This is a genomic window from Nocardia sp. NPDC058519 (assembly GCF_042719755.1).
GTDB lineage: Bacteria > Actinomycetota > Actinomycetes > Mycobacteriales > Mycobacteriaceae > Nocardia.
This window is the reverse complement of sequence record NZ_JBHXNK010000004.1, coordinates 240,222-265,134: the sequence shown is the minus strand read 5'-3', so window position 1 is coordinate 265,134 and position 24,913 is coordinate 240,222. Positions and strand designations below refer to the sequence as shown.

General features: G+C 67.2%; 28 protein-coding genes. 7 read left to right on the top strand and 21 right to left on the bottom strand.

Going from position 1 to position 24,913, the window contains the following annotated elements:
• From nuoK to ACFWPK_RS07225, 14 genes are all read right to left on the bottom strand, one after another.
• Complete coding sequence (gene nuoK, locus ACFWPK_RS07290) at positions 1 to 300, bottom strand: NADH-quinone oxidoreductase subunit NuoK (protein ID WP_056819797.1); 300 nt, start codon at positions 298 to 300, stop codon at positions 1 to 3.
• Entirely contained in the window at positions 297 to 1,133 is an 837-nt protein-coding gene (locus tag ACFWPK_RS07285) for an NADH-quinone oxidoreductase subunit J (RefSeq protein WP_378913700.1), read from the bottom strand. The genes nuoK and ACFWPK_RS07285 overlap by 4 nt, the downstream gene beginning before the upstream one ends.
• Entirely contained in the window at positions 1,130 to 2,920 is a 1,791-nt protein-coding gene (nuoH, locus tag ACFWPK_RS07280) for an NADH-quinone oxidoreductase subunit NuoH (RefSeq protein WP_378913699.1), read from the bottom strand. Before nuoH ends, ACFWPK_RS07285 begins: the two co-directional genes overlap by 4 nt.
• Positions 2,913 to 5,372: an NADH-quinone oxidoreductase subunit G gene (locus tag ACFWPK_RS07275; RefSeq protein WP_378913698.1), complete on the bottom strand. Its 2,460-nt coding sequence runs from the start codon at positions 5,370 to 5,372 to the stop codon at positions 2,913 to 2,915. Before ACFWPK_RS07275 ends, nuoH begins: the two co-directional genes overlap by 8 nt.
• A complete protein-coding gene (nuoF, locus tag ACFWPK_RS07270) occupies positions 5,369 to 6,691 on the bottom strand; it encodes an NADH-quinone oxidoreductase subunit NuoF (RefSeq protein WP_378913697.1) in 1,323 nt (440 codons plus the stop codon). Before nuoF ends, ACFWPK_RS07275 begins: the two co-directional genes overlap by 4 nt.
• Positions 6,688 to 7,401 (bottom strand): NADH-quinone oxidoreductase subunit NuoE, encoded by a 714-nt coding sequence (gene nuoE / locus ACFWPK_RS07265; RefSeq protein WP_378913696.1) that lies wholly within the window; start codon positions 7,399 to 7,401, stop codon positions 6,688 to 6,690. The genes nuoF and nuoE overlap by 4 nt, the downstream gene beginning before the upstream one ends.
• A 49-nt stretch (positions 7,402 to 7,450) precedes the next feature.
• The gene (gene nuoD / locus ACFWPK_RS07260) at positions 7,451 to 8,764 is read right to left on the bottom strand and encodes an NADH dehydrogenase (quinone) subunit D (protein ID WP_378913695.1); all 1,314 of its coding nucleotides are present in this window, start codon (positions 8,762 to 8,764) and stop codon (positions 7,451 to 7,453) included.
• The gene (locus ACFWPK_RS07255) at positions 8,764 to 9,516 is read right to left on the bottom strand and encodes an NADH-quinone oxidoreductase subunit C (protein ID WP_378913694.1); all 753 of its coding nucleotides are present in this window, start codon (positions 9,514 to 9,516) and stop codon (positions 8,764 to 8,766) included. The genes nuoD and ACFWPK_RS07255 overlap by 1 nt, the downstream gene beginning before the upstream one ends.
• Positions 9,513 to 10,067 carry a NuoB/complex I 20 kDa subunit family protein gene (locus ACFWPK_RS07250; RefSeq protein WP_378913693.1) on the bottom strand — a complete coding sequence of 185 codons (555 nt, stop codon included), beginning with the start codon at positions 10,065 to 10,067 and terminating at the stop codon, positions 9,513 to 9,515. Before ACFWPK_RS07250 ends, ACFWPK_RS07255 begins: the two co-directional genes overlap by 4 nt.
• Before the next feature lie 10 nt (positions 10,068 to 10,077).
• A complete protein-coding gene (locus ACFWPK_RS07245; protein WP_056819816.1) occupies positions 10,078 to 10,458 on the bottom strand; it encodes an NADH-quinone oxidoreductase subunit A in 381 nt (126 codons plus the stop codon).
• 371 nt (positions 10,459 to 10,829) lie between these two features.
• Entirely contained in the window at positions 10,830 to 11,231 is a 402-nt protein-coding gene (locus ACFWPK_RS07240) for a hypothetical protein (protein WP_378913692.1), read from the bottom strand.
• 99 nt (positions 11,232 to 11,330) lie between these two features.
• Entirely contained in the window at positions 11,331 to 11,606 is a 276-nt protein-coding gene (locus ACFWPK_RS07235; protein WP_378913691.1) for a hypothetical protein, read from the bottom strand.
• A 93-nt stretch (positions 11,607 to 11,699) separates the two neighbouring features.
• Positions 11,700 to 12,047 (bottom strand): thioredoxin, encoded by a 348-nt coding sequence (trxA, locus tag ACFWPK_RS07230; RefSeq protein ID WP_378913690.1) that lies wholly within the window; start codon positions 12,045 to 12,047, stop codon positions 11,700 to 11,702.
• Positions 12,047 to 12,493, bottom strand: coding sequence for a MerR family transcriptional regulator (locus ACFWPK_RS07225; protein WP_378913689.1), 447 nt, complete (start codon positions 12,491 to 12,493; stop codon positions 12,047 to 12,049). Before ACFWPK_RS07225 ends, trxA begins: the two co-directional genes overlap by 1 nt.
• A 160-nt stretch (positions 12,494 to 12,653) precedes the next feature.
• On the opposite strand from ACFWPK_RS07225, the gene ACFWPK_RS07220 reads away from it, so the two are divergent.
• Positions 12,654 to 13,733: a class 1 fructose-bisphosphatase gene (locus ACFWPK_RS07220; protein ID WP_378913688.1), complete on the top strand. Its 1,080-nt coding sequence runs from the start codon at positions 12,654 to 12,656 to the stop codon at positions 13,731 to 13,733.
• Between the two features lie 31 nt (positions 13,734 to 13,764).
• Here the strand turns inward: ACFWPK_RS07220 and ACFWPK_RS07215 are convergent, their stop codons facing one another.
• The 5 genes from ACFWPK_RS07215 to rox all read right to left on the bottom strand — a co-directional run bounded on the left by ACFWPK_RS07215 (position 13,765) and on the right by rox (position 18,477).
• Positions 13,765 to 14,118, bottom strand: coding sequence for a PLD nuclease N-terminal domain-containing protein (locus ACFWPK_RS07215; RefSeq protein ID WP_378913687.1), 354 nt, complete (start codon positions 14,116 to 14,118; stop codon positions 13,765 to 13,767).
• Positions 14,119 to 14,186: 68 nt separating this feature from the next.
• Complete coding sequence (dinB, locus tag ACFWPK_RS07210) at positions 14,187 to 15,422, bottom strand: DNA polymerase IV (protein ID WP_378913686.1); 1,236 nt, start codon at positions 15,420 to 15,422, stop codon at positions 14,187 to 14,189.
• Between the two features lie 33 nt (positions 15,423 to 15,455).
• Positions 15,456 to 15,929 (bottom strand): flavodoxin family protein, encoded by a 474-nt coding sequence (locus ACFWPK_RS07205; RefSeq protein ID WP_378913685.1) that lies wholly within the window; start codon positions 15,927 to 15,929, stop codon positions 15,456 to 15,458.
• Positions 15,930 to 16,033: 104 nt separating this feature from the next.
• Positions 16,034 to 16,921 (bottom strand): RNA polymerase sigma-70 factor, encoded by an 888-nt coding sequence (locus tag ACFWPK_RS07200; RefSeq protein ID WP_378913684.1) that lies wholly within the window; start codon positions 16,919 to 16,921, stop codon positions 16,034 to 16,036.
• 116 nt (positions 16,922 to 17,037) lie between these two features.
• Positions 17,038 to 18,477 carry a rifampin monooxygenase gene (gene rox / locus ACFWPK_RS07195; RefSeq protein ID WP_378913683.1) on the bottom strand — a complete coding sequence of 480 codons (1,440 nt, stop codon included), beginning with the start codon at positions 18,475 to 18,477 and terminating at the stop codon, positions 17,038 to 17,040.
• A gap of 216 nt (positions 18,478 to 18,693) precedes the next feature.
• On the opposite strand from rox, the gene ACFWPK_RS07190 reads away from it, so the two are divergent.
• The 6 genes from ACFWPK_RS07190 to ACFWPK_RS07165 all read left to right on the top strand — a co-directional run bounded on the left by ACFWPK_RS07190 (position 18,694) and on the right by ACFWPK_RS07165 (position 22,853).
• Positions 18,694 to 19,071 carry a BlaI/MecI/CopY family transcriptional regulator gene (locus ACFWPK_RS07190; protein WP_378913682.1) on the top strand — a complete coding sequence of 126 codons (378 nt, stop codon included), beginning with the start codon at positions 18,694 to 18,696 and terminating at the stop codon, positions 19,069 to 19,071.
• Between the two features lie 67 nt (positions 19,072 to 19,138).
• Positions 19,139 to 20,251: a winged helix DNA-binding domain-containing protein gene (locus ACFWPK_RS07185; RefSeq protein ID WP_378913681.1), complete on the top strand. Its 1,113-nt coding sequence runs from the start codon at positions 19,139 to 19,141 to the stop codon at positions 20,249 to 20,251.
• 49 nt (positions 20,252 to 20,300) lie between these two features.
• Positions 20,301 to 21,380 (top strand): dihydrodipicolinate reductase, encoded by a 1,080-nt coding sequence (locus tag ACFWPK_RS07180; protein ID WP_378913680.1) that lies wholly within the window; start codon positions 20,301 to 20,303, stop codon positions 21,378 to 21,380.
• Complete coding sequence (locus ACFWPK_RS07175) at positions 21,377 to 21,856, top strand: carboxymuconolactone decarboxylase family protein (RefSeq protein WP_378913679.1); 480 nt, start codon at positions 21,377 to 21,379, stop codon at positions 21,854 to 21,856. Before ACFWPK_RS07180 ends, ACFWPK_RS07175 begins: the two co-directional genes overlap by 4 nt.
• A gap of 74 nt (positions 21,857 to 21,930) precedes the next feature.
• Positions 21,931 to 22,365, top strand: a complete 435-nt coding sequence (locus ACFWPK_RS07170; protein WP_378913678.1) for an NUDIX domain-containing protein — start codon at positions 21,931 to 21,933, stop codon at positions 22,363 to 22,365.
• Positions 22,366 to 22,373: 8 nt separating this feature from the next.
• Positions 22,374 to 22,853: a hypothetical protein gene (locus ACFWPK_RS07165; RefSeq protein ID WP_378913677.1), complete on the top strand. Its 480-nt coding sequence runs from the start codon at positions 22,374 to 22,376 to the stop codon at positions 22,851 to 22,853.
• 13 nt (positions 22,854 to 22,866) lie between these two features.
• Here ACFWPK_RS07165 and ACFWPK_RS07160 read toward each other — a convergent pair whose 3' ends face one another.
• Both ACFWPK_RS07160 and ACFWPK_RS07155 read right to left on the bottom strand, forming a co-directional pair.
• Positions 22,867 to 23,652 carry a MerR family transcriptional regulator gene (locus ACFWPK_RS07160; protein WP_378913676.1) on the bottom strand — a complete coding sequence of 262 codons (786 nt, stop codon included), beginning with the start codon at positions 23,650 to 23,652 and terminating at the stop codon, positions 22,867 to 22,869.
• Positions 23,653 to 23,773: 121 nt separating this feature from the next.
• On the bottom strand, positions 23,774 to 24,901 hold the full coding sequence (locus tag ACFWPK_RS07155; protein ID WP_378913675.1) for a serine hydrolase domain-containing protein: 1,128 nt from the start codon (positions 24,899 to 24,901) through the stop codon (positions 23,774 to 23,776).
• Between the last annotated feature and the right edge of the window lie 12 nt (positions 24,902 to 24,913).

Here is a 24,913-nt window from a genome sequence, read left to right as displayed (position 1 = left end):
TCAGAACTTCAGCAGGTTGGCGTCGTCGACCGAGGTCGACCGGCGGGCACGGAAGATCGTCATGATGATGGCCAGGCCGACGACGACCTCGGCGGCGGCGACCACCATGGTGAAGAACGCGATCACCTGACCGTCGAGGTTGTCGTGCAACCGGGCGAAGGTGACGAACGCCAGATTCACCGCGTTGAGCATCAGCTCCACGCACATGAACACCACGATCGCGTTGCGGCGCAACAACACTCCCGCGGCGCCGATGGTGAACAGCAGCGCAGACAGGAACAGGTAGTTCTGGGGGTTCACCGCTTGCCTTCCTCGTCGGCCGTCGGGTTGTCGTCGCTGATCTCGTCCTCACGCAGCGTGCCGACCGAGGCCACGGCGGCTTCGGTGTGGGCTCGGGTGCGGCGATGACGCAGGATCGTGCTCACCGAGAGTTCGGCGAAGGAGCCGTCGGGGAGTTGGGCGGGGCTGTCGACAGCGTTGTGGCGTGCGTAGACACCCGGTGTCGGCAGCGGAGTCGCCCGTTCGCCCGCGGTGCGGAAGCGGTCGCGCGACATTTCGCGCTGCCCGCGTTTGGGGGTGAACTGCTCGCGGTGGGCCAGCACCATCGCACCGATGGTGGCCGTGATCAGGAGCGCGCCGGTGAGTTCGAAGGCCCACACGTAGCGCAGGAAGATCAACTCGGCGAGTTCGGCGATCACGTCACGGTCGCCGAAACCGCGGCCGGGGAAGCTGGTGCCGCTGTCGCGCAGAGCCGCGCCGATGCCGCCGATGAACAGCATCCCGAATCCGACCCCGACGATCGCCGCGGCGATGCGCTGACCGCGCAACGTCTCCCGCAGCGATTCCGCGGAGTCGACGCCGACGAGCATCAGCACGAACAGGAACAGCATCATCACCGCGCCCGTGTACACCACGATCTGCACGACGCCGAGGAACAGCGCGCCCTGCGCGATGTAGAACACGGCGAGCGCGATCATGGTGGCGGCCAGGCACATTGCCGAATGCACGGCCTTGGCCGCGGTTACCATGCCCAGTGCGCCGAGCACCGCGATCGGGGCGAGCACCCAGAACAGCACGGCCTCACCGGTGGAGGTGTCGGCGATCTCGGCGGCCAGCACAGTTGCGGTGCTCATCGCAGTACCTCCTGCTCCGACGGTGCGGGACCGACCCGGCCCAGGTAGTAGTCGGCCGCGTCCGTGCCCGGTGCCATCGGGTGTGGCGCCGGAGTCATGCCCGGCTGCAGGGGGGCCAGCAGCTGGTCCTTCTCGTAGATGAGGTCGGCGCGGTTGTCGTCGGTCATTTCGTATTCGTTGGTCATCGTGAGTGCGCGCGTCGGGCAGGCCTCGATGCACAGGCCGCAGCCGATGCAGCGCAGGTAGTTGATCTGGTAGACCCGTCCGTACCGCTCACCGGGGGAGAAGCGTTCGTCCTCGGTGTTGTCGGCACCTTCGACGAAGATCGCGTCGGCCGGGCACGCCCACGCGCACAGCTCGCAGCCGATGCACTTCTCGAGTCCGTCCTCGTAGCGGTTGAGCTGGTGGCGGCCGTGATACCGCGGCGCGGTCGGTACCTTCTCCTCGGGGTAGGACTCGGTGTTGGGCTTCTTGAACATCGTGGCCGCGGTGACCGCGAAACCGGCGAGCGGTTCGAACAAGCCGATCTGGGGCTCGTCGTTCGCGGGCCGTGGTGGCATCGGCGGGACCGGGAATCCGAGGAACACCGACGAGGTCGAGGGCTCCTGTGGCGGCAGCGGCGGTAGACCCTTGCTGCGGCCCGCGCGCAGGAACATCGCGATCATCGCGGCGGTGATCACCAGACCCACTCCGACCAGGATCAGGTTCTGTCCGGGGAGGCCTTCGAGATCGAGTACCCGTGCGGCGGCCACGACCATCACCCACACCAGTGAGGTGGGGATGAGCAGTTTCCAGCCGAGGTTCATGAACTGGTCGTAGCGCAGCCGGGGCAGGGTGCCGCGCAGCCAGACGAACACGAACAGGAACGTCCACACCTTGAGGGTGAACCACAGCAGCGGCCACCATCCGGAGTTGGCGCCCTCCCACAGGCTGATCGGGAACGGTGCGCGCCAGCCGCCGAGGAACAGCGTGGTCGCAAGCGCCGACACCGTTGCCATGTTCACGTATTCGGCGAGCATGAACATCGCGAACTTCAGCGACGAGTACTCGGTGTGGAACCCGCCGACGAGTTCACCTTCGGCTTCGGGCAGGTCGAAAGGCGCCCGGTTGGTTTCGCCGACCATGGACACGCAGTAGATGAGGAACGAGGGCAGCAGCAGGAAGACGTACCAGGTGCCCTCCTGCGCGCCGACGATCTCGGAGGTCGCCATGGTGCCCGACAGCAGGAACACCGTGGCGAAGGTCAGTGCCATCGCGATCTCGTAGGAGATCACCTGCGCCGTCGATCGCAGGCCGCCGAGCAGCGGATACGTCGAGCCCGACGACCAGCCGGCCAGCACGATGCCGTACACGCCGATGGAGGTGATGGCGAGGATGTAGAGCACGGCGACGGGCATGTCGGTGAGCTGCAACGCGGTTCGCGTCCCGAAGATCGACACCTCCGGGCCCATCGGGATCACCGCGAACGCCATGAACGCCGGGATCACCGAGATGATCGGGGCGAGCACGAAGATCGGCTTGTCCACGATGGCCGGGATGATGTCTTCCTTGAGCGCCATCTTCACACCGTCGGCGACGGACTGGAGCATGCCGCCGGGCCCGATCCGGTTGGGACCGACCCGCATCTGCATCCACGCGACGACTTTGCGCTCGGCGTACACCGCGATCAACGGCACCAGCATCAGGTAGACGAACACGCCGAGCGCCTTGACCACCACCAGCCACAGCGGGTCGGTGCCGAAGACAGGTCCGGCGTCGGCCGCGAGGAGTAGCACTCGATCACTCATGACGGTGTTCCTTCATCCTGTCGTCGGCGCGACGCAGGCGCACCACGGCGCCGGGTGTCACACCGAGTTCGGCGGCGACCGTCGAGCCGGGCGAGTGCAGCGGCAGCCACACCACCCGGTCGGGCAGGTCCGTGATCATCAGCGGCACCGAGATCTCGCCGCGATCGGTGGAGACGATGACGTGATCAGCATCGTCGGCTTCGATCTCGGCGGCGGTCGCGGCCGACAGGCGGGCGACCGGCGGGCGCGCGACGCCGGCGAGGTTGGGTTCACCGTCCTGCATGCGACCTGCGTCGAGCAGCATTCGCCACCCCGCGAGCACCGCCGTTCCGGGGCCGGGCACGGGACGGGTCTGGCTGGTCAGTTCCGGTGCCGGGAGGGGGGTGCCGTTCCAGGGACCGAGCGAGTCGAGTTCGGCGCGGGCGGCGGCAGTATCGGGCAGGTTGATCGGGACGCCCATCTGTGCGGCCAGCGATTGCAATACCCGCAGGTCCGACAGCGGGGCGGCGACGCGGCGGGTGGTGTCGAGCGAGGCCGCGGTGAAGGGGCGCGGTCGGCCTTCCCAGGTGCGGAAGGTGCCCGACTTCTCCATCGCGGTCGCCACCGGGAAGACGACGTCGGCGCGTTCGGTGACGGCGCTGTGCCGCATTTCGAGGCTGACGACGAACCGGGCCGCGTCGATGGCGGCCAGTGCGGCCGCCGGGTCCGGCATATCGGCCGGGTCGACACCACCGATGACCAGCGCACCCAGCTGGGCCGCGCTCGACAGGATCGCGGTGGCGTCGCGCCCCAGCGTGACCGGGAGTTCTCCGGACTGCCACCGATGTCGAACCTGTTGGCGCGCAGCGGGATCCACCACGGGCCTGCCGCCGGGCAACAGGCCGGGCAGCGCGCCCGCTTCCAGCGCGCCACGTTCGCCGGCACGACGCGGCACCCAGGCCAGCGCGGCACCGGTGACATCGGCCAGGCGGGTCACCGCCGACAGCGCGCCGGGGCTGCCCGCGAGACGTTCGCCCGCCATGACAATGGCACCCGGCGTATTCAGCATCGCCATGAGTTCGGTGGCATCGGCGGAAGTTTCGGCCATGATCGAGGTGATGAGATCGGCTTCGCCGCAGGGCGGGGTTTGGATGAGCGCGCCGGACATGCGTTCGAGGCCACGGGAGGCGAACGGCGCCAGCGAAATCACCCGCTGCCCGCGTGTCCGTGCGGCCTTGCGCAGCCGCAGGTAGACGATGGGCGATTCTTCTTCCGGTTCGAACCCGACCAGCAGCACGACGGGGGCTCTGTCGAGTGCGGCGAAGTCGACCTGGACACCGCGTCCGGCGATGCGGGCGGCGAGGAATCGTTCCTCCTCTTCCGAGTGCACCCGGCTGCGGAAGTCGATGTCGTTGGTAGCGAGGACCATTCGCGCGAATTTGCTGTACGCGTAGGCCTCTTCCTCGGTGACTCGTCCGCCGACGAGAACTCCGGCATTGCCGATCGCGGCGCTCAGGCCCGCGGCGGCGGCGGTGAGTGCTTCGGGCCAGGAGGCGGGGGCGAGGACGCCGTCCCAGCCGCGCACCATCGGTGTGGTGAGGCGGTCGCGTTCGGTGGCGTAGGCGAAGGCCCAGCGGCCTTTGTCGCAGTTCCATTCCTCGTTGACCTGCGGATCGTCACCGGCCAAGCGGCGCAACACTTTTCCACGGCGATGGTCGGTGCGTTGCGCGCACCCGGAGGCGCAGTGCTCACAGACACTCGGTGTGGAGACCAGGTCGAACGGGCGGGCCCGGAAACGGTAGGAAGTGCCGGTGAGCGCGCCCACGGGGCAGATCTGCACGGTGTTGCCGGAGAAATAGGAGTCGAGGGGCTCGGCCTGGGCGATGCCGACCTGTTGCAGCGCACCACGATCCATCAGTTCGATGAACGGGTCACCGGCGACCTGCTGGGAGAACCGGGTGCAGCGTGCGCACAACACGCACCGCTCCCGGTCCAGCAGCACCGCCGTGGACAGCGGGATCGGCTTCGGGTACGTCCGCTTCTCCCCGTCGAAGCGGGATTCGGCGCTGCCGGTGGACATCGCCTGGTTCTGCAGCGGACACTCACCGCCCTTGTCACACACCGGGCAATCCAGCGGATGGTTGATGAGCAGCAACTCCATCACCCCGCGCTGGGCCTTCTCGGCGACCGGGGAGCTGATCTGGGTTCGCACGATCATGCCGTCGGTGACGGGGATCGTGCAGGAGGCGACCGGCTTTCGCTGCCCTTCCACCTCGACGAGGCACTGTCGGCAGGCGCCGACCGGGTCGAGCAAGGGATGGTCGCAGAAGCGGGGGATCTGCACGCCGATCAGTTCGGCGGCGCGGATCAGCAGGGTTCCGGCGGGCACCTCGATGGTGGTGTCGTCGATGGTGACACTCACCATGTCGGTGGGCACTACCCCGCTACTGCTACCTGGCGCGATGGCTGTCATCGGTCCTCTTTCGCTGGTGCCCACACGGTCGAGGCGGCCGGATCGAACGGGCAGCCGCCGAGTCGCTGATGCGCGAGGTATTCGTCGCGGAAGTACTTCAGCGAGGAGAAGATCGGGCTGGCCGCGCCGTCACCGAGCGCGCAGAACGATTTGCCGTTGATGTTGTCGGCGATGTCGGCGAGCTTGTCCAGGTCGGCTTCGGTGCCATGGCCCGCTTCGAGCCGGCGCAGCAATTGCACGAGCCAGTAGGTGCCCTCACGGCACGGTGTGCATTTGCCGCACGATTCGTGGGCGTAGAACTCGGTCCAGCGCAGGACCGCGCGCACCACGCACGTGGTGTCGTCGAAGATCTGTAAGGCCTTGGTGCCCAACATGGATCCGGCGGCGGCGACACCTTCGTAGTCGAGGGCGACATCGAGGTGTTCGTCGGTGAACATCGGTGTCGAGGAACCGCCGGGGGTCCAGAACTTCAGGGTGTGCCCGGCCCGCACACCGCCCGCGTAGTCGAGCAGCTCGCGCAAGGTGATGCCGAGCGGGGCCTCGTACTGGCCGGGGCGGGCGACGTGTCCCGACAGGGAGTACAGCGTGAAACCGGGTGACTTCTCGCTGCCCATCGAACGGAACCATTCGGTGCCGTGGCGCAGGATCGAGGGCACGCTGGCAATGGATTCCACATTGTTGACCACTGTCGGGCATGCGTACAGGCCCGCGACCGCGGGGAACGGTGGGCGCAGTCGGGGCTGTCCGCGCCTGCCTTCGAGGGAGTCGAGCAGGGCGGTTTCCTCACCGCAGATGTAGGCGCCCGCGCCGGCGTGCACGATCAGCTCCAGATCGAATCCCGAGCCGAGGATGTCGTGGCCGAGCAGTCCCGCCGAATAGGCCTCGGCGACAGCGGCTTGGAGTCTGCGCAGCACCGGCACCACTTCGCCGCGGACGTAGATGAACGCGGTCGCGGCCCGGATCGCATACGCGGCGATCACGATGCCTTCGATGAGGGTGTGCGGTGTGGCCAGCATCAACGGGATGTCTTTGCAGGTGCCGGGTTCGGATTCGTCGGCGTTGACGACGAGGTAGTGCGGTTTCGTCGTGCCGTCGGGGCCGGGGCCCTGCGGGATGAACGACCACTTCATGCCGGTGGGAAAGCCCGCGCCGCCGCGACCGCGCAGACCCGCGTCCTTGACGGTTTGGATCACCTCGTCGGGCGCCTTCCGCAAGGCGGCGCGGAGGCCGTCGTAGCCGCCGGTCGCGCGGTAGCTTTCGAGGGTCCAGGACCGCGGGGTGGCCCAGTGTTCACTGAGTACCGGGGTGAGCGTCGTCATCGCGATCCCCCTGCCGAGTCATCTTCTGCGGCGATTTCGAGCCCCGCCAAGGTGGGTGCGCCCGGTGCTCCTTCGAGCACGCCGGGGCGCTCGTCGGGGAATCCGGCGAGGATGCGGGCGGTTTCACGGAACGTGCACAGTGGTGCGCCGCGGGTGGGACGGACCTGGTGACCCGCTCGCAGGGCATCGGCGATGGCGAGCGCCGATTCTGGAGTCTGGTTGTCGAAGAATTCCCAGTTCACCATCATGACCGGCGCGTAATCGCAGGCGGCGTTGCATTCGATGTGTTCGAGGGTGATGGCGCCGTCGGGGGTTGTCTGGCCGTGTCCGATTTCCAGATGTTGTTGCAGTGCTTCGTAGATGGCGTCACCGCCGAGGATGGCGCAGAGCGTGTTCGTGCACACGCCGACGTGGTAGTCGCCGGTGGGGGTGCGCCGGTACATCGAATAGAAGGTGGCGACCGCGGTCACCTCGGCGCCGGTGAGGTTCAGGTGATCGGCGCAGAAGTCGATGCCGGTGCCGGTCACGCAGCCTTCCTCGGCTTGCACCAGGTGCAGCAGCGGGAGCAGCGCGGAACGGGGGTGTGGGTAGCGGGTGATGATCTCCTTCGCGTCCAGTTCGAGGCGTTCGCGCACGTGCGGTGGATACGGTTCCGGGCGCGTGCTGAGCTTCAGGAGAATCGGTGTGCTGGAAGGCTGTTCTGTAGTCATCGGTCTACTCCGCACAATGAGAGGTCAGTGCCCGGACGGTGTTCAATGCTCATCTGTCCACTCCGCCCATGACGGGGTCGATGCTGGCGACCGAGGCGATGACGTCGGCGACCATGCCGCCCTCGCACATCGCCGCCACCGCTTGCAGGTTGGTGAACGAGGGGTCGCGGTAGTGCACCCGATACGGCTGGGTGCTGCCGTCGCTGACCATGTGCACACCCAGTTCCCCGCGCGGGGACTCCACCGCCGAATACACCTGTCCCGCAGGCACTCTGATGCCCTCGGTGACGAGCTTGAAGTGGTGGATCAGCGATTCCATGGAGGTGCCCATGATCTTGCCGATGTGCTTGTTCGAGTTGCCGAGACCGTCGGGGCCCAGTTCCAGGTCGGCGGGCCAGGCGATCTTCTTGTCGTCGATCATCACCGGTCCCGGCCGCAGCTTGTCCAGGCACTGTTCGACGATCTTGATCGACTCGGCCATCTCGGCGACCCGGATGATGTAGCGGCCGTAGCAGTCACAGCCGGTAGTGGTCGGGATGTCGAATTCGTAGTTCTCGTAGCCGCAGTACGGGTCTGATTTGCGCAGATCGTGCGGCAGGCCGGTGGCGCGCAGGACAGGGCCGGTGATGCCGAGTGCCATGCAGCCGGTGAGGTCGAGGTAGCCGATGTCCTGGGTGCGTTTCTTCCAGATCGGGTTGGCGCTGAGCAGGTGCTCCATATCGCGGAGCCGGCCGGGCAGGAGGTCGAGCAGTTCACGGACTTTGGTGACGCCGTCGTCGGGGAGATCCTGGGCCAGGCCGCCGGGGCGGATGTAGGCGTGGTTCATCCGCAGGCCGGTGATGGTTTCGAAGACGTCGAGGATGAGTTCGCGTTCACGGAAACCGAACAGCATCGGGGTGAGCGCGCCCAGCTCCATGGCGCCGGTTGCGAGAGCCACCAGGTGCGAGGAGATCCGGTTGAGCTCCATCAGCAGCACTCGCACCACGGTGGCGCGTTCGGGGATCTGCTCGGTGATGTCGAGGAGTTTCTCCACGCCGAGGCAGTAGGCGGTCTCGTTGAAGAACGGGGACAGGTAATCCATCCGGGTCACGAAGGTGACACCCTGGGTCCAGTTGCGGAATTCCAGGTTCTTCTCGATGCCGGTGTGCAGGTAGCCGATGCCGCAGCGGGCCTCGGTGACGGTCTCGCCTTCGATCTCGAGGATCAGGCGCAACACCCCGTGCGTGGAGGGGTGCTGTGGGCCCATGTTCACCACGATGCGTTCTTCGGCGCCGCCGTCGATCACTTCGCTGACCTGGTCCCAGTCCTGGCCTGCGACAGTCACAACCGGTGGTTCGTCGCGGCGGAAGTCGGTGTCGGTCATCAGCTGTAGCTCCTCCGCTCGTCGGGCGGCGGTATGCGCGCGCCCTTGTACTCCACCGGGATCCCGCCGAGCGGGTAGTCCTTGCGCTGCGGATGGCCGCGCCAGTCGTCGGGCATGGTGATGCGGGTCAGGGAGGGGTGCCCGTCGAAGAGGATGCCGAAGAAGTCGTAGGTTTCGCGTTCGTGCCAGTCGGTTGTCGGATACACCGAGAACAGCGACGGAATGTGCGGATCGGCATCGGGCGCGGACACTTCCAGCCGTACGCGGCGGCCGTGGGTGATCGACGTCAAGTGGTAGACGGCGTGTAGTTCGCGGCCTTCGTCGTCGGGATAGTGCACGCCGTTGACGCCGAGGCACAGTTCGAATCGCAGGGAGCTGTCGTCGCGCAGCGCGCTCGCGACGGCGACGAGATGTTCGCGCTTCACGTGCAGGGTGAGTTCGTCGCGGAACACCACGACCTTCTCGATCACGGTGTCGAAGGCGATGACACGTCCGACGAGTGCGGCACGCAACGTACCGACGAACGAGTCGAACCAGCCGCCATACGGGGGCGGGGTGCCCGCGGGCAGGGCGACCGGGGTGACCAGGCCGCCGTAGCCGGAGGTGTCGCCGGTGCCGCTGACGCCGAACATACCGCGCCGCGTGCCGATCACCTCGTCCTCGGGCGGTTTCGATTGCGGCTGTACGGGCGATTCCTCCGGAATCTCTTGTCCCGCAGGGCTGTCGGTGTTGTCGGGGGAGTCGAAGGTCATCGCAGCAGCCCCTCCATCCGGATGGTCGGCGTGCTGGCCAGCGCGGCCGTTTCGGCGGCGCGGATCGCTTCCTCGCGGTTGACGCCCATCGGCATCTCGGCGATTTTCGCGTGCAGCGCCAGGATCGCGTTGAGCAGCATCTCCGGGCGCGGCGGGCAGCCGGGCAGGTAGATGTCGACCGGGACGATGTGGTCGACGCCCTGCACGATGGCGTAGTTGTTGAACATGCCACCCGAGGACGCGCAGACCCCCATGGCCAGCACCCATTTCGGCTCGGTCATCTGGTCGTAGACCTGACGCAGCACCGGCGCCATCTTCTGGCTCACCCGGCCCGCCACGATCATCAGATCGGCCTGACGTGGGGAGGCGCGGAACGCTTCCATGCCGAAGCGGGCGATGTCGAATCGTCCGGCGCCGGTGGCCATCATCTCGATCGCGCAGCACGCCAACCCGAACGTCGCGGGCCAGACCGAGCCCTTACGCAGGTAGCCGGCGAAATCCTCGACCGTGCTCAGCAGGAACCCGCTGGGCAGTTTCTCTTCGAGACCCATTATTTCCCACTCATTCCCAGCTGAGGCCGCCGCGACGCCACTCGTAGGCGTAGGCGACAGACACATTGACGATGAACAGCGCCATCGCGGCGAGACCGAACAGCCCGAGCGTGTCGAAATGCACTGCCCACGGGTAGAGGAACACGATCTCGATGTCGAAGATGATGAACAGCATCGCCGTGAGGTAGTACTTCACCGGAAAGCGCTGTCCCGCTGCATTTCCCGGGCCACCGGCGATGGCGTGCGGGGTCGGCTCGATGCCGCATTCATAGGGTTCGAGCTTGGCCCGGTTGTAGCGTTTCGGGCCGATCAGCGACGCCATGATGACGGAGAACACCGCGAACGCCGCGGCGATGGCGCCGAGTACGAGTGCGGGCACCTCGATATTCACGACTGCACTTCCCCTCCTCGCTGGAGCAGGCCGAGCCGTGTGGCCCGGCCGCGGACGGCAGCTTTCGGCGAGACGGGGCCGACAACGTTGTCCGCCGAACGGGGGCTCGCGCAAGGCTGTGCAGCGATGGCGGAGCGTTATACAAGAGCCCGTGCTCGTGTGAGCTAGAGCACAGACTACCGCCGTTTCGGAGCTCCGCCGCACGTTTCCGGGGCGGGGTTTGATCGATATCGGTACCGCGATTCATGAGCGATACGGGGGTAATCGCCAACGGGCATGCGGCAGCGAACCACTGGCATTACCAGTGGTGATAGACAGAAAGGTGCGAAGCGGACTATCCGACGGTTCGGGACGATGCCCGGACGCTCCCGTCAGCGGGCGAGCAGGACCCCGGCGACCGCGTTGGTGAGCTGCATAGGGTCGATCGGGTGCGAGACGGCGGCCTCGGCACGCGACCAGTTGGCCAGCCAGGCGTCATCGGGCCGACCGGTGAGCACGACCACCGGCGGGCACTGATCGATCTCGTCCTTGAGCTGCTTGGCGATACCGAGGCCACCGGTCGGGGCGGATTCACCGTCGAGGATGGCCAGATCGATCCCACCGGCATCCATCTGCTCGATGACCACCGGCGCGGTGGCGACCTCGAAGAAATCGAGCTCGGGTAGATCGGCACGCGGCCTACGGCCCAGCGCCAGGATCACCTGTTGACGGGTATCGGCATCGTTGCTGTAGACCAGCACACGCAGCGGGGTGGAACCTTTGGATTCGGCCACGCTCGGATCGTACGTCCGAGAATGGCGCCACCGTGGCGGGTTCGCCGGATCCGGCAGTTGGCCTGCGGCGCAAGAACCTCCGCCGCAGGCTTTCGGGAGCTACCAGTTGCCGTCTCCGACGGCGTTGTCGCCCAGCGGAATCGTCGGAAGGCCGTATCCGATGGGCGGATTCGGTTGTTCGTCGGCGAGCCAGTTGCCTGTCGGTTGCACGTCGGCGAGTTGGGACGAAGGTGGCAGGTCGTCGGAGTCGGCGGCGTAGTTGTCGAACCAGGGCAGGCCGTTGGCGGCGTAGGCCTGGGCGGTTATCGGGGTGGGTGGTGCCGGTTCACCGGTGATCTGTTGCCATTCGGCGGCGGAGGTGAGGTGGATGAACACCGCATTGTTCCGCCTGCGCCCATACCCATCACCCCAAGCGACCGCGCCCCTGGCGACGACCGTACCGACGGTGCTGACACCCGTCTACCGGGATCAGTGGCTCGCTGCGTCGTCCAGCTCGGCGAGGAGCTTCGCCTTGGAGCGGGCACCGACGAGAGTGCGCAGGAGTTGGCCGTCGCGGAAGAGCAGCAGCGTCGGGGCAGCCATCACTTGGTAATCGCGGGCGGTGAGCGGGTTCTCGTCGGCGTTGAGGGTGCGAACGGCGAGGGTGTCCGCACGTTCGCGGGCGACTTCGGCCAGCACGGGGGCGATCATTTTGCACGAAGGGCACCATGTGGCCCAGACGTCCACGAGGACGAGGCCGGGGTGGGTGAGGACGTCGCGGTCGAATGATTCATCGGTCACCGCAACGGTGCCTGCGATCGCGGAACTCTGGGTCATCATGATTCCTTCAGTTCGGTGGGGCGGTCGCGGCCCGACAGGGGCTGCCGCGCAAAGACCGCCTCCGGCCACGGGAGCCTTCGGTTGGTGCTGTGGCGATGCGCGGCGTCGCGGAGTCGATCAGCGAGGGCGTCTCTGCGGGCGGTGAGTGCTTCGATTTCTGCGTTCAATGCGTCGATGTTCCGCTGGTATTCGGCCAGTGAGGCGGGGCAGTCGTCCACGTGTTCGCTGCCTGTCGCCAGGCAGTCCAGGAACGGACGGGTCTCCTCCACCGGGATTCCCAGACGATTCAGGGATCGGATTTCCTGCACCAGCCGGACGGTGTGGTCGTCGTATTCGCGGAAGCCGTTGGGGTGACGTTCCGGCGCGACCAGCCCCAAAGCCTCGTACCGTCTGATGGCCTTGGGGCTGAGCTGAGCCAGCCGCGCAAGCTCTCCGATCCTCATACAGCGAATGTAAACGCTGCCCCCAGGGGCAAGGTCAAGCATGACGACCAATCGAGGTGCAGCCCGTGTTGCCGGGCGGGTTCACATTGATTGTGAGCGTGTTGTGAGCCATTCTGGAAAGGGCAAGGGACACACCGGATTTCATAGGGGTTGTTGCCGGATGCCGAATGGACTGAAAACGCTTACTCGCTACACGATCGAGGAAGAACATCGGCATCCCGGTTCGTCGGGGGAGTTCTCCGCGCTGGTGAATGTGGTGGCCACGGCGGCGAAGATCATTGCCAATCAGGTGACGCGTGGGGCGATCATCGGGTCGGGGGTCGACGACGAGTCGTCGGTGAGTGGGCGGCTCGATGTGCTGACCGATGAGATCATGGTGGGGCAGACGCAGTGGTCCGGGCATTTGTCGGGGTTGTTGTCCGAGCAGCACGCGACGGTGTTGCCCGCTGCTCAGCGGCGGGGCAAGTATCTCCTGGCCTATGACGCGCTGGACGGGTCGAGCAACATCGACGTGAACCTGCCTGTCGGTTCGATCTTCAGCATTCTGCGGGCGCCCGAAGAGGTTGTCGCCGGCGACGCGGAACCCGCCGAATCCGACTTCCTGCAACCGGGTGTGGAGCAGGTGTGTGCGGGTTTCACGCTGTACGGGCCCGCGACCATGCTGGTGCTCACCACCGGCAGTGGGGTCGACGGGTTCACCCTCGATCGGGAGATCGGGGCGTTCGTGTTGACCCACCCGCAGATGCGTATCCCGCAGGACACTTCGGGATTCGCGATCAATGCCGCCAATGAGCGGTTCTGGGAGCGGCCGGTGCGCCGGTACGTGCTCGAATGTCTGGAGGGAGTGGAGGGGCCGCGCGGGCGCGATTTCAATATGCGGTGGGTGGCGTCGCTGGTGGCCGATACGTTCCACATCCTGACCAGGGGTGGGCTGTATCTGTACCCGCGAGATACCCGCAATCCCGCGCTGCCGGGCCGGGTCTCGCTGTTATACAGGGCGAATCCGATCGCGTTCATCGTCGAGCAGGCGGGTGGGGCGGCGACCACCGGGCACGAACGCATGATGGAGGTCCCCCCGGCCCAGGTGCATCAGCGGGTGCCGTTCATCTTCGGGTCCCGCAACGAGGTGTTGCGTATCGAGCGCTATCACCGGGAACCGGACGCGGGCAAGCGGTTCGACAGTTCGCTGTTCGGGACGCGATCCCTGTTCCGGCCCGCCAAGCACGACCAGCGCACGTAGATGCGCGACCGGCCCAGCACCTTTCGGGTGATCAGGCCGGGTCCTGGTCGCGTTCTTCCTGTTGCCTGCGGGCCTCTCGACGCTGCTGTTCGGCGCGTTCGCGCAGGCCGCGGAGGAAGGCCTCGTCGTCGTCGGGATTCGACGCGACCCGGCGGCCGGGACGATCGTATTCACCGAACCGGGTATTCGAAGCAGGTCGTGACTCGCCGACGGGCCTACCCGCGAACAACCACAGCAGCGCGCCGATCGTAGGGATCAGGACGACGACGATGATCCATCCCATTTTCGGTAGGTGCCGGATGCCCGCGTCGGGGCTGGTAATGATGTCGACCAGGCAATACACCCACAGGGCGAGAGTCAGAAAGCCGATGACGGCGTAAGGCATTCGGCGATTATTCCACGTCGGCTCGCATGGTGGATCCGCAGTGGTCGGCGTGGAGGAGCTCGGCGGGGTCAGTCGGGCAGTAGCGGGACCGAGATCCCTTCGCCGCTGCGCAGGAGGGCGGCTCGGGTGACGGCGGTGGAGCCGAAACGGCGGCGTAAGTCGTCGAGAGTGGCGTCGAGAGTGTTCTCGGCGCGTGCCTCCAGGGGCAGGGTGAGTTGCATGGTGTCGGCGTCGTCGAGGTTGGTCAGCGACAGGCCGATCAGGGTGATGCCGCGTTCGGTGATGAGTGGTTGGGCGGTGTGCAGGAGTAGGCGGGCGGCGTGGCGGATCGTGGCGGAGGTGTCGGTGGCTTCGACGAGGGTGTGGGAGCGGGTGGCTCGGGTGAAATCGTCGAAACGTAAGCGCAGCACCACTGTTCGGCACACGCGGTCGGCGGCGCGCAGGCGGCGGCCGAGCCGGTCGGTGAGGCCGTCGAGATAGGCGGCGATCTCCTCTGGCTCGCGTGGGCGTCGCCCGAGAGCGCGTTGGGCTCCGATCGAGCGCCGCCGTTTGCCGGTTTCCACGTGGCGCGGGTCGCGAGCCCACGACAGCGCGAACAGGTGACGGGCCGCGGCGGGACCGAGGATCGCGCGCAGGTGGGGTTCGCCGAGTTCGGCGAGCTGGCCGATGCGGGTGATGCCGTTGGCGTGCAAGGTCGCCGAGGTGACCTTGCCGACGCCCCATAATCGCTCCACCGGCAGTGGGTGCAGGAAGTCGAGTTCCTTGCCGGGTTCGACGAGGCGTAACCCGTCGGGTTTGGCGACGGCGGAGGCGACCTTGGCGAGGAATTTGTTGCGGGCGATACCCACGGAGATGGGCAGGCCTACGCGCTCTGCCACCTGTGCGCGGAGCCGGTGGCCGATGTCGATCGGTTCGCCGCTGATCCGGCGTAACCCGCTGACGTCGAGGAACGCCTCGTCGATCGAGATCCCCTCCACCACCGGGGTGGTGTCACCGAAGACCGCGAAAACCGCCTTGCTCGCCTCGGCATAGGCCGACATCCGCGGCGGCACGACGATCGCGTGCGGGCACAAGCGCAGGGCCTGACCCGCGTTCATCGGAGTGCGGATACCGAACGCCTTGGCCTCATAACTGGCCGCCAGCACCACCCCGCCGCCCACGATGACCGGTTTGCCACGCAGCCACGGCTGATCACGCTGTTCGACCGAGGCGTAGAACGAGTCGAGGTCGGCATGCAGGATCGAGGCTTCGGCGCGGGACTGGATACGCGGGCGACGCGGGGCGGCGGAATCGGACACGAACATATGTTCGCATCGGGGTATGACGAGTTCGGCCGATCAGGGTGTGGCGGTAGTCCTGGCCCGCAGGTTCTCGGCGAACGCGCGGGCGGCCGTGATGTCGGTGGCGTTGGGGTGGCCCTTACGGATGCCGCCGACGAGGCGCAACGGGAGCATCGTGTCGAAGCCGCGGCAATCGAAGGCATCGACCACGTCGAAGCCCTTCCGTTCGATGCTCTTGGTCAGGCTGGTGACGTAGCGGCGGAACGGTGGTTCCGCGACTCCGCTGGTGCGGAACACGAACGCCTTGCCCCGGTGCCCGGTCGGTAGCGCGGCGATGAATCCGCGCAGTTCCGGGTGGAAATCCATGTAGTAGATCCCCGAGCCGAAGCCGACGAGGTCGCAGTCGGCGAGTTCGGCCGGATCGATGTCGGCGGGGGCGACGACCCGGCCACCGAGAACTTGGCTCATGGCCTCGGCGACGCGCTGGGTGTTTCCGTGTGACACCGACTTGCACACGAGGATGACCTTCATGGGGATGGTCCTTTCGTTCCGCTGCATTGCTGGACACTCTCGGAGACACCGCTCGCAGGCTCAGCGTGACACGGCTGGGGTGTGTCCTGCGTCACCGACTGTGGTCAGGGCAGGTCGGCGGCGATGTCGAGGGTGCGGAGCACATCGATGGACCGCAGTTTGTCTGGGTTGCGGATCGCGTAGAGGCCGGTGATGAGGTCGTCGGCCATCTCGACCACCAGCACCGTGTCCAGCTCGCCGTTCGTCGATCGGGCGAGTACCGCGGGCTGCGCGTTGAAACTGCCGAATTCGACCGTCGCGCCCGCCATCGAGTTCTGGGTCAGCCCGATCAGGAACCGCGCGACGGGCTCGGCGCCGATGATCGGGCGGCGTGCGGCGGAGACGCGGCCGCCGCCATCGGAGATCTCGACGACATCGGGAGCGAGCACCGCCATGAGGGCGCTCACGTCACCGGTGTGGGCGGCGAGCAGGAAACGGCCGATCACCGCGCGGCTGGTGTCGGAGTCGGGTTGGAAGCGGCGGCGCCGTGATGCCACGTGCGCGCGGGCCCGGTGGGCGATCTGCCGCACGGCCGTATCGGACTTGTCGATCATCTCCGCGATCTCGCTGTGGCTGTGCCCGAACACCTCCGACAGGACGAACACCGCACGTTCGGTGGGACCGAGGGTTTCCAGCACGAGCAACATGGCCATCGACACCGACTCCGCCAGCAACACATCGTGGCCCGCGTCGGGCGTGGTGCGGATCGGTTCGGGGAGCCAGGTGCCGACGTAGTCCTCGCGGCGGCGCCTGGCCGAGCGGAGGTGGTTGATCGCCTGACGGGTGACGATCTGCACCAGATACGCGCGCGGATGCGTCACCTCCGTCGCGTCGCGCCAGCGAAGGTAGCTGTCCTGCAACACATCCTCGGCATCGGCGGCGCAGCCCAGGATTTCGTAGGCGATCGTGAACAGCAGCGGCCGGAATGTGGCGAACGTGTCGAGCTCGGTCATCGGGCCACCCCTGCGAACCTCATACGCCGATGATTCCGGGAGACAGCGAGTCGGCGCAACCACGTCGGCACGGAAGGCAATCCCCGCTGGTGAGTCGGAAGACATCGCTGGACACGTCAGCGCGATGTGTCGAGGTCCGGTCGGCCGAACCAGACGGGCAGGTGGGCGAGCAGATCCTGTTGTTCTTCCCCGGTCCAGGCCACATGCCCGTCAGGGCGAAGGAGCACCGCGGGGGCGTCGAGTTCTTCGCTGACATCGATGATGTGGTCGACCCGGTCTGACCATCCACGCACCGACAGGCGCCCGGTCTGGTCGAGCAGGAGTCCGCGGCCCGCGTGCATCTGCGCGTAGAGGCGGCCGCGTTTCAAGGCGATGTCGCGTAGTCGCCGACCGAGCAGTGGATCGCCATGGCCGAAGTCGTAGCGGATCCCGATGGCGATGATCTTCTCGGTGAGATAGCGGCTCACCTCGTCGAAGTCCGTCAGTTGCGACAACAGCCTGCGCACCGCCTGCGGTCCCGGGTCGAGCGACATCAGTTCCATCTGGGCGCGGGTGTTGTCGAGCACGTCGGCGGCTACGGGGTGGCGTTCGGTCTCGTAGGTGTCGAGCAGGCCCGGTGGTGCCCAGCCGTTGATCCGCGCGGCCAGTTTCCAACCGAGGTTGAACGCGTCCTGGACGCCGAGGTTGAGGCCCTGTCCACCAGCGGGCGGGTGGATGTGGGCCGCGTCGCCTGCCAGCAGCACGCGGCCGACGCGGTAGTGCTCGGCCTGGCGGGTGCCGTCGCCGAAACGCGACAGCCAGCGGGGTGAGTGCGCACCGAAGTCGGTACCCGCGGTGGCGATGAGCTGTCGCTTCAGTTCGTCGAAGGTGGGCGCGACCGCACGGTCCTCGGCGACGCCGTCCGCGGGGGCGATCACGCGATAGACCCCGTCGGCCAGCGGCATCGCGCCGAATCGCAGCTGGGTTTTGCGGACTTCGGTCATCACCTCGGTGATCGTTTCCGGTGACGCGGTCAATTCCATTTCGCCGAGCAGCGTCTCGATCCGGCTCGGCTCACCCGGAAACGCGACGCCGAGCAGCCTGCGCACGGTGCTGCGGCCGCCGTCGCACCCGACGAGGTAGCGCGAACGCAGCTGCGTGCCGTCGGCCAGTTCGACCGTGACCGCATCGTCGTCCTGGCTCAGCCCGACCACTTCGGTGCCGCGCCGGATCTCGGCACCGAGCCCGGCGGCGTGCTCGCTGAGCAGCTGATCGGTGAGCGGTTGCGCGATGCCGAGGACATACGGGTGGGCGGTGTCGAGTCGCTCGGGTGCCGGTTTGGGGATCCCGGCGAAGAAGCCGCCGACTGGATGCTTGCGGCCGAGCGCGAGGAACCGGTCCAGCAGGCCGCGCTGATCCATGATCTCGATACTGCGCGCGTGCAGGCCGAGCGAGCGGACGATCTTCGTCGGCTCGGTGTCCCTTTCCAGCAGCACCACACGCACCCCGTGCAGCCGCAATTCGGCGGCCAGCATCATGCCGGTCGGTCCACCGCCGGCAACGATCACCTCGATCATCGAATACTCCCCTTCGACAAGATTTCCGCAGGTTGCGGGCTCGCCGAGAGATTGTGCGGCACGACCGGGGTCTTGCCGCAAGCCCCGGGGTGCGCTATAGATTAGAAGTGGCAAGGAGTGGGTTTCCCTCCTTGCCATTGCCATGCTCGCGACTCTCACCGAGGCAGTGCCGGTACTGTGAAGCCGGTTCGGGCAAGGTGAAGGAGTCGATCGGCGGTGCGTGGTTTCGGGGATCTCGAGGCGGTCCTGATGGATCGGCTGTGGGACCGCGATGTGGACACGACCACGGTGCGCGAACTGTTCGACGAACTCGCGACCGAACGCGACATCGCCTACACCACCGTGATGTCGACCATGGACAATCTGCACCGCAAAGGCTGGCTGGCCAGGCAGCGCGAGGGCCGCGCGTACCGGTACTGGCCGACGGTGACCCGCGAGGAACACAGCGCCCAGCTCATGCACGAAGCCCTCGGTGTCGGCGGGCGGTCCGACCTCGTTCTCAACTATTTCGTCGACCGGATCAGTGACGACGAATTCGCGGGATTGCGCGCGGCATTGCGCCGTGTCGCCACCCGGCGCACCGAGGCGAGCTAGCTCGAAGGTGTCGGAGTGATCTGATCTGATGGGGGTCCAGCTAGATCGGTCACGGGGATGGGGACGCATGCTCAGTGTCGGATGGGATCAGGTGTTCGCCTGGCGGCTGGGCCGTCAGTTCGTCGCGGCACCGACCGCGGGCTCGGTCGAGGATGTCGCGACCAGGTTGGCGGGGGTGCAGTCGCAGGTGGCCTCGGCGGCGGAGACGGCTGTCGCGCTACGCAGTTCCGATGCCCGTTCACGCGGTGTCGGCGCGGCGTTGGGCGCGGGCACACTGATCAAGACCTGGGCGATGCGCGGCACCTTGCACGCGATGGTGCCCGAGCAGGCCGCGGCGGCGCTGTCGCTGATCGGATCGGCGCGCACGTGGGAGAAACCCTCGTGGCAGAAGACATTCGGTGCGACTCCCGATCAGGTGACCGCCCTGGTGGAGGTGGTGTCGGGCGTCCTGGCCGATCAGGTCCTGACCCGTGACGAACTGGTCGAGGCGGTGCTCGCCGAACCCGGCTTCGCCCACCTCGGCGAGCAATTGCGGTCCGGGTGGGGTGCGGTGCTCAAACCGCTGGCCTGGCAGGGTGCGCTGTGCCACGGTCCCGCGCGCGGCGGCAAGGTCACCTTCACCGCACCGGCCGCCCTGACCGGCGAGTGGCCGGGCATACCCGAACCTGACAGCGCCGCACCGACATTGATCAGCGCCTATCTCGGCGCGTACGGTCCCGCGACGCCGGAGTCGTTCGATGCGTGGCTCAGTCGCAACAACGTCCGCAAACCGGTGGTGCGTGGCTGGTTCGCGGCCATGCGCCCGGCGCTGACCGAGGTCGACGTCGAGGGTCGGATCGGCTGGATTCCGAGCGAGTTCGCCGACGATCTCGCCGCGGCGACCCTCGACGGCGGCGTCCATCTGCTCGGCCCGTTCGACCAGTACGTGCTGGGGCCGGGAACCGGCGACACCGTGCTACTGCCCGCCGAGCACCGGTCGAAGGTGAGCAGGACGGCGGGCTGGATCTCCCCGCTGGTGCTGGTCGACGGCCGGATCGCGGGCACCTGGGAACAGGTCGGCGACGAGGTCGTGGTGTCGATGTTCGGTGCGCGCAGACCCCCGAAGCGCGAGCTGTCCGCAGCGGTGAACCGCCTTGCCGAGGCCATCGGTGCGCGCGGGCTCGGCCTGCGCGCGGGCTGAGATTTCGGATACCCCGGACGCCGAACCAAGCGCTTGCTACGGTGGCTCGATGATCCCCACGATCGTCTGGGGCACCGGAAATGTCGGCCGCGCCGCTATCCGTGCCGTGGCTGCCCATCCGGCGCTGGTTCTCACCGGGGTGCTCGTGCACAATCCCGACAAGGTCGGCCGAGACGCGGGCGTGCTCGCGGGCCTCGACACCGAATTGGGGGTGGCCGCCACTGACGACATCGACGCTCTACTCGGCGCCGGTCCGCGGGCGGTGATGTACGCGGCGTCCGGAGAAATCCGGCCCGACGACGCGCTCGCCGACATCACGCGGGCGATCCGCGCCGGGGCCGTCGTCGTCACGCCCGCGCTCTACGCCCTCTACGACCCGCGCAACGCACCGGCCGAAATCCGCGAGCCGGTACTGGAAGCCATTGCCGCGGGCGGTGGTTCGCTGTTCGTCTCCGGGGTGGATCCCGGCTGGGGCAACGATGTGCTGCCACTGTTGATCAGCGGGCTCGCGGCCACCATCGAGGTGGTGCGCTGCCAGGAGATCTTCGACTACTCCACCTATGACCAACCCGACTCGGTGCGCTATCTCGTCGGGATGGGGCAGCCGATGGACTACGAGCCGCCGATGCTGATGGCGAGCGTGCCGACGATGGTGTGGGGCGGCCAGATTCGGCTGATGGCCAGGGCGCTGGGTGTCGAACTCGACGAGATTCGCGAAACCGTCGAACGGCGCGCCCTCGATACGACCGTGCAGACCGCGCAGATGGGAGCGTTCGACGCGGGCACGCAGGGTGCGGTGCGATTCGAGGTGCAGGGCATCATCGATGGGCAGGCGCGCATCGTGATCGAGCATGTCACCCGCATTCATCCGAGCTGCGCACCGGACTGGCCCACACCACCCGACGGCGACGGCGCCCACCGGGTGATCATCGAGGGCTCGCCGCGCATCGAGGTCAGCGTCGAAGCGACCGACGAGGGCGGCAATCGCGCGGCAGGCGGAAACGCCACGGCGGTGGGACGTTTGGTCAATGCCATCGACTGGCTGGTCGAGGCGCCACCGGGTCTGTATGACGCACTGGATGTGCCGCTGCGTGCCGCGGTCGGCAAACTCGGAAGGACACCACAATGATCATCGACATTCCCGAGGGCAAAGATCCCATCGGTTTCGTGTGGGGCGAGATGGTGCCCGGCATCGGGGTCGCCGCGGCGGCGTTCTCGCTGTCGGTCTACGAGCACTCCACCCTCGGCCTGCGTGAATTCGAAGCGGCTCGGCTGCGGATCGCCCAGATCAACGGGTGCCTGTTCTGTCAGGACTGGCGCACCGAACGCGACGGGCAGAAGGTCGAAGCGGAATTCGCCGATGCCGTCACCCACTGGCGTGACACCGACCGGTTCGACGAACGCGCCAGGCTCGCCGCCGAATACGCCGAGCGTTATGCCACCGACCATCACGGCCTCGACGACGAATTCTGGGCCAGAATGTTCGCGCAGTACACCCAGGCCGAGGTGGTGGAGCTGAGCATGAGCATCGGTTCCTGGCTGGCGTTCGGCCGCCTCAATCGTGTCCTCGGGCTGGACACCGTGTGCGTGCTGCCCGGTCACTGACCGGCGGATGCCGCGGGCGAAGCACCGTCTTGCCCGCGGCCGTGTGCAAGGGACTGGGCAACACCCTCGCGCACGTGCCGATTAAGCTCCGGGCCGTGGTGGAACCTGCGCAACAGCAGCTCGTCGATACGGTGGCCTGGGTGCTGATCGAGAACGGTCGCATCCTGTGTGCCCGCCCACGCGGTAAGGACGTGTTCTTCATTCCGGGCGGCAAACGCGAGGGAGCCGAGACCGACCTGCAGACCCTGGTCCGCGAGGTCGCCGAGGAACTGACCGTCGAACTCGCGCCCGAGAGCGCGGTCCACGTCGGCACCTACGAGGCCGCGCTCGCCGACGGGCACCACGCTGTCGTCCGGATGGCGTGCTACACCGCCGACTACCGCGGGGTGCTCACGGCCAGCAACGAGATCGAGGCGCTGGCCTGGTTCGGGTTCGGCGACCGCGATCTGGTTCCGCCTGTCGACCAGTTGTTGTTCGACGATCTCGCGGCGGCCGGGTCGCTGCGGTGATCGGCGCGGTGGCACGGTCGGCGGTCTATGAACTGCTGGCACTGCCACTGGCGTTCACCCGCGTGCGGACCCGGCTGCGGGTACCGCGACTACTGCTGCGCGAACCTGTCGGCGCCCAGAACGTTTCACTGGCGCGGTGCCTCATCCAGTCGGTGTTGTCCGGCGGTGTCGGGCTCCTCGGCTGGTTCCTCGCGATGCTCAGCGTGCTGGTTCTTGTCCGCGGTCTGGCCTATCCGCTGGTCGCCGCCGATGGTTACGAGAACTCCTGGGGCGGGCCCACCTTGGCGGGGGCGTGGGCGGTGCACGCGGTGCTCGGCGTGCTGATCGCGCCGGTGTTCGTCGCCATGATCGCCCTGTTCGGCCGGTTGCAGCTGCGGGTGACCCGGACGGTGCTCGGCGGTGACCGATCGTGGTGGGCGATTCCGATCGCCCTGGTCCTCGCGGCCTCGGGCACGCTGTTCTTCGTCGCGTGGGTGCATCAGATCTGAGGGTGGCAGCGACTCAGCGGGAGTTCGGTCCCGGGATCCTCACACCGGCGGCACGGAGTTTCGCTTCGACGAGCGCGGACATCTTGGCCGCGGCCGATTCCGGCTCCTCACCGTGGTGACGGATCAATTTGTAGCGTGTCGCGGCTTCGGTGCGGGCTTGCAGTCCGGTCACGATCTCGAGGTGGTCGGGGTTGGTGAGGTAGTGCTCGGCGACCGCGTCGGCGATGTCGTCGACGCGTGGGTCGTCGGGCTCCCAGCTCATGGCCTCGGAGGCGCGCCGGTACACGGCGAGGAACTCGGGGTCCCCGATGGCGTTCTCGACGTTGGCGAGGTACTCGTCGAAGCCTTCCGGGACAAGGGCTTTGGCCAGCACCCAGCCCTCTCTGGCGGCGGCGATGTCTGCCGGGCTGATACCGAGTTCGGGCAGGCGGGCGAGCAGCGCCACCGCGCGGTCGGGCAGCAGCGTGCGGTCGCCGTCGGCGAGGCGGTGCAGAGTGTCACGGCGGGCGATCAACTCCTCGATCCGTTCGGTGAGGCGCCGCTCGACATCGGCGAGCTCGGTCGCGAACGATGCCGCGTCGGCGTCGAGCAGTGTTCCGATCTCGGCCAGCGGCACCCCGGCGGCGGCCAGGGTTCTGACCTGCACCAGCCGCAGCAGCTCGGCCGAGCCGTACCGGCGGTAGCCGGAGCTGTCGCGTGCCGGTTCGTCGAGCAGACCGTTCTTCTCGTAGTGCCGCACGGTTTTGATCGTGACGCCGGCGAATGCCGCGGCCTGGCCGATTGTGACGCCGTTGTTCATCTGATCGGTCCGCCTTGCTCGGGTAGTCCTACCGGGAAAGTTGACCTTGACGATGTCGACGCGGTCAAGTCTGCGGGCCGCGCTCGGTCGGACGCGGCCCGGTTCGCCATCGCCGATGCACTCAGGCCGCGGCGCCCTGTCCGCCGAAGACCTCCTCGACGAGCCGTTGGGTCGCAGCCTGGAACGCCGCGGCCAGGGACAGGTCGGCGTCGTCGACATAGTTCAGCGCGGCGGTCATGGTCTTGGAGCCGTCGGGCGTGCTGTACATCAGTGCCGCATGGCCACCGTGGCCGCCGTTGTGGGTGATGACGGTGCCGGTCTCGGTCTTCTGGACGAACACCCCGAGCCCGTAGCCGACCTTGGCTTCGGGGGTGAGCATCTCGGCCAGCAGCGGGGCGGGCAGCAACTTGCCGCTCAGCAGCGCGGAGATAAAGGTGTGCAGGTCCTTGCTGGTCGAGATCATGTCGCCGCCGCTGGAGATCCAGGAGGGGTTCTGCGCGGTGACGTCGACCGTCTTGTCCACGCCCGCGTCGTCGTAGCGGTAGTAGGCGTGGGCGTGCGGTCCGCCGATCTCGGTCGAGGTCTCCGGTACCACGGTGTCGGACAGCCCGAGTGGACCCAGGATCAGGCGCTGCATCTCCTCGGCCAGCGAGTGACCGGTGACCGCCTCGATGAGCAGCTTGGCCAGCGCGTAGTTGGTGTTGGAGTAGCTCCAGTCCGTGCCGGGCTCGAACCGGGCAGGCTCGGCCAGGGACAGACGTACCAGGTCATCGGCGTGGTGGGTCTGGAAACGGTTGTCCACCCATTCCTTGCCACCCCAGGCCACGACTCCCGGCGCGGTCGTCCCGTCCTCGTAGACCTCGCCGGTGAAGTTGAAGATCCCGCTGGTGTGCTGCAACAGCATCCGCACCGTGATTCGGGGGTCGAGGGCGAACCGGGGCAGGTAGTCCACGGCGGGGGTGTCCAGCGCGATCTTGCCCTCGGCCACCAGTTGCAGGACCAGGGTCGCGAGGAACGTCTTGGTGTTGCTGCCGATCCGGACGCGCCCGTTGATCGGCGGCGCCGCGGGCTCGCCCAGCACGCTGTGCCCGGCGCTGCCGACCCACGCGCCGTGTTCGTCGTCCACCCGCAGGTGCAAGCCGACCAAACCGCTGTCGACGATCTCCTGGATGGTCTGCTGCAGGTTCGGATAAGCCTGTGCGGCAGTGGTTGTGGTGGTGGTCGCTGCGTTGTTCTCGTTCGAAGTCATGACATGAGCGTC

Coding starts and splice junctions, on each gene's coding strand:
- ACFWPK_RS07175 (WP_378913679.1), top strand. CDS start 21,377: ATGATCATCGACATTCCCGAGGGCAAAGATCCCATCGGTTTCGTGTGG.
- ACFWPK_RS07180 (WP_378913680.1), top strand. CDS start 20,301: ATGATCCCCACGATCGTCTGGGGCACCGGAAATGTCGGCCGCGCCGCT.
- trxA (WP_378913690.1), bottom strand. CDS start 12,047: ATGACCCAGAGTTCCGCGATCGCAGGCACCGTTGCGGTGACCGATGAA.
- nuoD (WP_378913695.1), bottom strand. CDS start 8,764: ATGACCGACACCGACTTCCGCCGCGACGAACCACCGGTTGTGACTGTC.
- ACFWPK_RS07200 (WP_378913684.1), bottom strand. CDS start 16,921: ATGACCGAGCTCGACACGTTCGCCACATTCCGGCCGCTGCTGTTCACG.
- ACFWPK_RS07160 (WP_378913676.1), bottom strand. CDS start 23,652: ATGAACAACGGCGTCACAATCGGCCAGGCCGCGGCATTCGCCGGCGTC.
- nuoH (WP_378913699.1), bottom strand. CDS start 2,920: ATGAGTGATCGAGTGCTACTCCTCGCGGCCGACGCCGGACCTGTCTTC.
- ACFWPK_RS07285 (WP_378913700.1), bottom strand. CDS start 1,133: ATGAGCACCGCAACTGTGCTGGCCGCCGAGATCGCCGACACCTCCACC.
- dinB (WP_378913686.1), bottom strand. CDS start 15,422: ATGTTCGTGTCCGATTCCGCCGCCCCGCGTCGCCCGCGTATCCAGTCC.
- ACFWPK_RS07220 (WP_378913688.1), top strand. CDS start 12,654: ATGCCGAATGGACTGAAAACGCTTACTCGCTACACGATCGAGGAAGAA.
- ACFWPK_RS07215 (WP_378913687.1), bottom strand. CDS start 14,118: ATGCCTTACGCCGTCATCGGCTTTCTGACTCTCGCCCTGTGGGTGTAT.
- ACFWPK_RS07185 (WP_378913681.1), top strand. CDS start 19,139: ATGCTCAGTGTCGGATGGGATCAGGTGTTCGCCTGGCGGCTGGGCCGT.
- ACFWPK_RS07155 (WP_378913675.1), bottom strand. CDS start 24,901: ATGACTTCGAACGAGAACAACGCAGCGACCACCACCACAACCACTGCC.
- nuoE (WP_378913696.1), bottom strand. CDS start 7,401: ATGACTACAGAACAGCCTTCCAGCACACCGATTCTCCTGAAGCTCAGC.
- ACFWPK_RS07255 (WP_378913694.1), bottom strand. CDS start 9,516: ATGACCTTCGACTCCCCCGACAACACCGACAGCCCTGCGGGACAAGAG.
- ACFWPK_RS07275 (WP_378913698.1), bottom strand. CDS start 5,372: ATGACAGCCATCGCGCCAGGTAGCAGTAGCGGGGTAGTGCCCACCGAC.
- nuoF (WP_378913697.1), bottom strand. CDS start 6,691: ATGACGACGCTCACCCCGGTACTCAGTGAACACTGGGCCACCCCGCGG.
- ACFWPK_RS07225 (WP_378913689.1), bottom strand. CDS start 12,493: ATGAGGATCGGAGAGCTTGCGCGGCTGGCTCAGCTCAGCCCCAAGGCC.
- ACFWPK_RS07205 (WP_378913685.1), bottom strand. CDS start 15,929: ATGAAGGTCATCCTCGTGTGCAAGTCGGTGTCACACGGAAACACCCAG.
- ACFWPK_RS07250 (WP_378913693.1), bottom strand. CDS start 10,067: ATGGGTCTCGAAGAGAAACTGCCCAGCGGGTTCCTGCTGAGCACGGTC.
- rox (WP_378913683.1), bottom strand. CDS start 18,477: ATGATCGAGGTGATCGTTGCCGGCGGTGGACCGACCGGCATGATGCTG.